Annotated in this window: 7 protein-coding genes and 1 pseudogene; 1 reads left to right on the forward strand and 7 read right to left on the reverse strand. The window is 64.6% G+C overall.

Annotation, left to right across the window (positions count from 1 at the left end; all coding sequences use genetic code 11):
- From AB4Y84_RS14145 to AB4Y84_RS14160, 4 genes are all read right to left on the reverse strand, one after another.
- On the reverse strand, positions 1–252 hold a 252-nt coding region (locus AB4Y84_RS14145), incomplete at its 3' end, for a DNA-formamidopyrimidine glycosylase family protein (protein WP_442250313.1).
- Positions 245–1009, reverse strand: a complete 765-nt coding sequence (locus tag AB4Y84_RS14150) for a DUF72 domain-containing protein (protein ID WP_442243609.1) — start codon at positions 1007–1009, stop codon at positions 245–247. The genes AB4Y84_RS14145 and AB4Y84_RS14150, both read right to left, overlap by 8 nt.
- 124 nt (positions 1010–1133) lie before the next feature.
- Positions 1134–1481: a hypothetical protein gene (locus AB4Y84_RS14155; protein ID WP_363733362.1), complete on the reverse strand. Its 348-nt coding sequence runs from the start codon at positions 1479–1481 to the stop codon at positions 1134–1136.
- Between the two features lie 123 nt (positions 1482–1604).
- A complete protein-coding gene (locus AB4Y84_RS14160) occupies positions 1605–2186 on the reverse strand; it encodes a hypothetical protein (protein WP_363733363.1) in 582 nt (193 codons plus the stop codon).
- Positions 2187–2845: 659 nt separating this feature from the next.
- Between AB4Y84_RS14160 and AB4Y84_RS14165 the strand changes: the two genes are divergently transcribed.
- Positions 2846–3586: a DNA/RNA non-specific endonuclease gene (locus AB4Y84_RS14165; RefSeq protein WP_363733365.1), complete on the forward strand. Its 741-nt coding sequence runs from the start codon at positions 2846–2848 to the stop codon at positions 3584–3586.
- A gap of 81 nt (positions 3587–3667) precedes the next feature.
- On the opposite strand, the gene AB4Y84_RS14170 is transcribed toward AB4Y84_RS14165, so the two are convergent.
- The 3 genes and pseudogenes from AB4Y84_RS14170 to AB4Y84_RS14180 all read right to left on the reverse strand — a co-directional run.
- On the reverse strand, positions 3668–3898 hold the full coding sequence (locus AB4Y84_RS14170; RefSeq protein WP_099842541.1) for a hypothetical protein: 231 nt from the start codon (positions 3896–3898) through the stop codon (positions 3668–3670).
- Entirely contained in the window at positions 3895–4326 is a 432-nt protein-coding gene (locus AB4Y84_RS14175; RefSeq protein WP_132825028.1) for a VOC family protein, read from the reverse strand. Before AB4Y84_RS14175 ends, AB4Y84_RS14170 begins: the two co-directional genes overlap by 4 nt.
- A gap of 11 nt (positions 4327–4337) precedes the next feature.
- Positions 4338–4462 (reverse strand): annotated as a pseudogene (locus AB4Y84_RS14180) (AraC family transcriptional regulator); the annotation flags it as partial.

A 4462-nucleotide genomic window follows, 5' to 3' on the forward strand; every position in this document is an offset into this window, starting at 1 on the left:
CAGCGATACCCGCGCTGGCGTCTCCTTGCGTTCGTCGATGCGCCAGCTGCCGAACATCATCAGGTGGATGCGCAGACTGACGTGGCTGAACTCCAGCAGGAAATGCTTGCCCCAGCTGCGCACGGCCCGCACCCGGCGTCCCTCCAGGCAGGCCAGGTCGAGCGTGCTGTTGCCACTGACGCCACGGACGGTCTTTCCCTTGAACCTGGCGGCGGCCTCGCGCAGCAGCACGATGGAAGGACCTTCAGGCATTGGCGTGCTCCAGCATGGACTGCAGTTGCAGTGCATTGGGCACGGCGTGGCCATGCGCCGTGTTGTCAAGGATGATCCACGCCTCCCCCGCCTGGGCCGCCTGTATCGCGGCGGCCGCCAGACTGCATAGCTGCGGTTGCTGGTAGGCGCTGTAGTACATGCGCGGCTGCCCGTGCCACCGCCAGTAGCTCCAGTGCCTGGCTCCACCCGGCTGATCAGCCCCTGCAACCCGGGCGGGGTCGGCCGCGACCCGGGCAATGCCGTGGTCATCCAGCAGCGCGTCGGCCTTGTCGTCGAACCAGCTCGGGTGGCGTGGTTCGCAGGCGACCCGCATGGCGCTGCGCCGGCGCACCGCCCGGAAGAAGGCCGAGGCCGTGCGGCCATCGTAGGCCAGACTCGGCGGCAGCTGCAGCAACAGGGCGCCCAGCCGATCCCCCAGATGCCCCACCTCATGCAGGAACGTGTCGAGCAACGGCGCAGCACCGCGCAGGCGCGCGTCATGGGAAATGGCCTGCGGCATCTTCACCGAGAAACGGAAACCGTGCGGCACGCTGGCCGCCCAGCGCGCATACGTGGCGGGCTGATGTGGTCTGTAGAACGACGAATTGATCTCCACGATCGGAAAGCGCGACGCATAGCGCTGCAGCGCACTGTCTCCCGCAGCGAACGCGTGGGCGATGTCCGTGGGCAGCGACCACCCTGCGCAGCCCACGGCGACCGGGTGGCCCGGTCGCGGATGACGGAGTTCACGTGCCATGGCGCTACGGTGGCGACAGGCCCGTAGCAACATGGTGAACACACGTTGGCTGCGGCGTGAAGCCTGTGCCGCCGGGCGTGGCGGGCCTGCAGCCGGCCGGTTGCCGTGTATCGGCCATCGCTGCTCAGAGGCTGGCGTTGACCATGGCGCCTGCCGGTTGCTGTGGCATCGGCATGGAATGTCCGTTGCGCGGTGCAACGCGTTCGTGGGTGGCGGCCAGGACCTGGTTCACCCGATGGAGCGTGCCACGGCCACCGGGCTCGATACCGATGATGTAGACGAAGCGGCCGTCACAGCGCGACTGCGCCGATTCAAGCCCCTCGGCTTCAGAAATCACGCGCTTCAGTGCCTTCTCCCAGGCCCTGCCGGGGGGCGATGCCAGTTCCACCACGACTGCGGTTTCCCCGCAGTCCAGCGGCATCACTTCCACGCGCAGAATGCGCGGCGCCCTGGTGGTCTCGGTGCTACCCATTTCCAGTCCTCCTCGGCCAATGACGGCGGAAGTATCCACGTCCGGCGCCAAGGCGCCGTCAAGAAGGGATGGCCGTTGCGTGCAGGTCGATCCCTGCCTGCTTCCCCGCGTGAGCCGTTGATCTCAAGGCCTGGCCGGATGCTGGTTACCTTCTTCAACTCTCGGCGGCGCCGCCGCGGGAGCACTGACAAATTCATAGCGTGAGAGCAACCAGGCATGATCGGCTGCCAAGGCAGCTCGCGCCCGTGCCTCCTGATCGACGACGCTGACCAGATTGCCGGTTGTCCGCAACAGTGTTTCGTTGTCCAGGCGGAAGGGTGAAACGTCGCCGACGTAGATGTCACCGATGTAATTGAGCTTGCCTGCCTCGATCGTGAAGCTGACCGCCTGGGGCTCGGCAATGGCGACGCCCTGCTGCCCGATGCCAACCCAGCCGATGTAGTAGCGGCCAGCCTTGACGGGGCGGGTCTTCAGGCCCTTTGCGCAGGTGGCTACGGAATCGAACCTGTACGGACCCCAGAAGCCGGTCGACGCGTTTCCGGACAGGTAGAGCTGCACGAAGTTGATCTGATCTGCGCAGGTGACCGAAGTGACCAGGATGCCTTCGTCCGGCTTGAGTTTCTTCGATTCCTTGATGTTTTCCACGCCCGCGCTCGCCGCTGTCGACAGCATCAACAGCGCTACCATTGCAATCGTTCGCTTCATCTGTCCGGTTCCATTGAAATGCCGGGCGACATGCAGGTTCTACCGCATCTGCAGAGGCGCCGCGAGGTAGACGTTGCAGTTCTCGCCGAGGTTCTCAGCTCTTCTTCAAGCGCGTCGGTGGACGGTGCGCCCGGCGCAGGAACGGCCAACTGGCGTTGGAAGGGATATCGCGCAAGCAGCTGTTCGTGAGCAGCGCGCAGAGTGTTGCGGCCGCGATGGAAGTCCATTTCATCTGGGAATGCCCTTTTTCCGGCGAGCATAGCGCCAGCGCGACGCGGCCGCTACGGGCATCGCGTTGCCCGGCCGTGATGCGTCACGTCAATCGTCGGCACGCGCCCTGCGGACAGCTATCAACCGGGCAACGGCCACGCCACTAACAGGTCTTCCTTTCATGCATGGGCACTCGGATCTGACAGGAGCCCAGTGCTTGCGCGCAGTCACACCTTCGCACTTTGGTCGTTGACCTGTTGACGCCAAAAAATGACGCTAACGACACCGCGACAGCTTTCCTGACGCCAGTGCGCGGTCGAGATCCCAGGCAGTACCGGCTACGGCCGGGACGCATCCCCAACACCTGTCACCGCATCGTCCTTCACACGGAAAGGCCTGGCCTGCCGTGGTGGACGGCTGCGCCTTGCCCATATCCATGGAGATCCGCAATGCGCCTTGCCACGTTCTTCCTTGCCCTTGTTTTCAGCACTTTTGCCGGGGCTGCGCATGCCCAGGTTGTGACCCTCAACAAGGGTGGGTTCGTATTGACCTATGACTGCAGCATCCACAGCGCGACACGGTACGAATACACGTTGGTGGCTGACACCGGCTCGGCGGCCCGCCCGTCCAGCTTCTACAAGGACCCGGACCTGCCGGCAGGCTGCCTCGGCCAGGCCAGCACCGCCTCGTATGCCAGCGTGCGGTCCGGCTATGACCGGGGACATCTGGTGACGTCCAATCACATGGACTACGACGCCACCTACATCCGTCGCGCCAACTACATGACAAACATCGTGCCGCAGGTTTCCAGCTTCAATCAGGGCGCCTGGGTCAAGGCCGAGAACGTGGCCGAATGCTATAGGGACATCGCTCCGGTAGACGTCTATGGTGGCGTTGTCTACGGCGATGCGTCCAATGACTATTTCCTGGCCAGCCATGGTATTCCGACCCCGGAATTCTTCTGGAAGACGATCATCACCAAGGATCCAAACACCGGGACCGCCAAGGCCATCAGCTGGATCATTCCCAATGAAGCGGGACTGGGTGGCCTGGATAGCTATCTGGTCACCATCGCGGATCTGGAAGAGCTGCTGGGCGCCAGCTACGTGGCCATCAATGCACCGGCGTCGCTGAAGAACATGCTGCCCAGTGCCAGCTGGCCGCTGCCGAGCGAATGTGATCTGAGCTGAGCGCCGGATGGCCCGGCAGAGCCTTCTCCGCCGGGCCTGCGCTGCGTGAGGACCCTGCCTGATCTGACTCCGCACCCCGCGTCAGGGTGCGACGCCGGCGCGAGCGGCATCCGGCCTGCGGCGGTAATGCAACGCAAACAGATACAACCCGGTGAACAGCTGCAGGAACAACGGCGGCAGCGGCGAGTAGGTCAGCCAGTCCGGTGGTTCGCCCTGCCCCATCCAGCGCGCCACGAAGTTGGCTATCACTGTCAGGGTGAAGACGATAGACGTCCAGCGGTGCACGGGACGCGCCCAGCTGCCGGCCCTCACTGCGGCGTCCTCGCGACAGTCTTCGCAGGGCGCTCGATCATCTTCCAGCCATTGCCGGACGGATCACGGAATCCGGCATCCACTGCACCATAGCGCTCCACCGGCTCCTGGGTGAATTCCACCCCACGTGCCAGCAGCCGCTCGTAGCTGGCGCGGCAATCGTCCACCGCCAGCACCAGCGGCGGCATCGCACCCTTGGCCACCATCTGCTGCAGGGTCAGCGCAGTGGCCGCATCGTGTACCGGCGGCCCCGGTTTGAACAGGCCGAGCTGGAAACCACCCTCGCCGCCCGAATGCACCGTGAGCCAGCGATAGTCGCCGTTGCCGACATCGGTATGCACCTGGAAGCCGAGTGTGTTGACGTAAAAATCGAGTGCCGCATCCTGGTCGTGCACATACAGGCCGACCACATTCACCATGCCAGTCATAGGATCCTCCCTCAGGTGGGATCTACGCTAACAAGGCCGGTGCGGCGGCGCTTCTCCAAAACTGCGATCTTCAGGTCCGGGCGCCGTGCGGCACGCGCATGGCACTCCGGCACCGGGCCCTGCGCCGGGGCATCGG

This window comes from Stenotrophomonas sp. 2YAF22, from assembly GCF_052114665.1.
GTDB lineage: Bacteria > Pseudomonadota > Gammaproteobacteria > Xanthomonadales > Xanthomonadaceae > Stenotrophomonas > Stenotrophomonas indicatrix.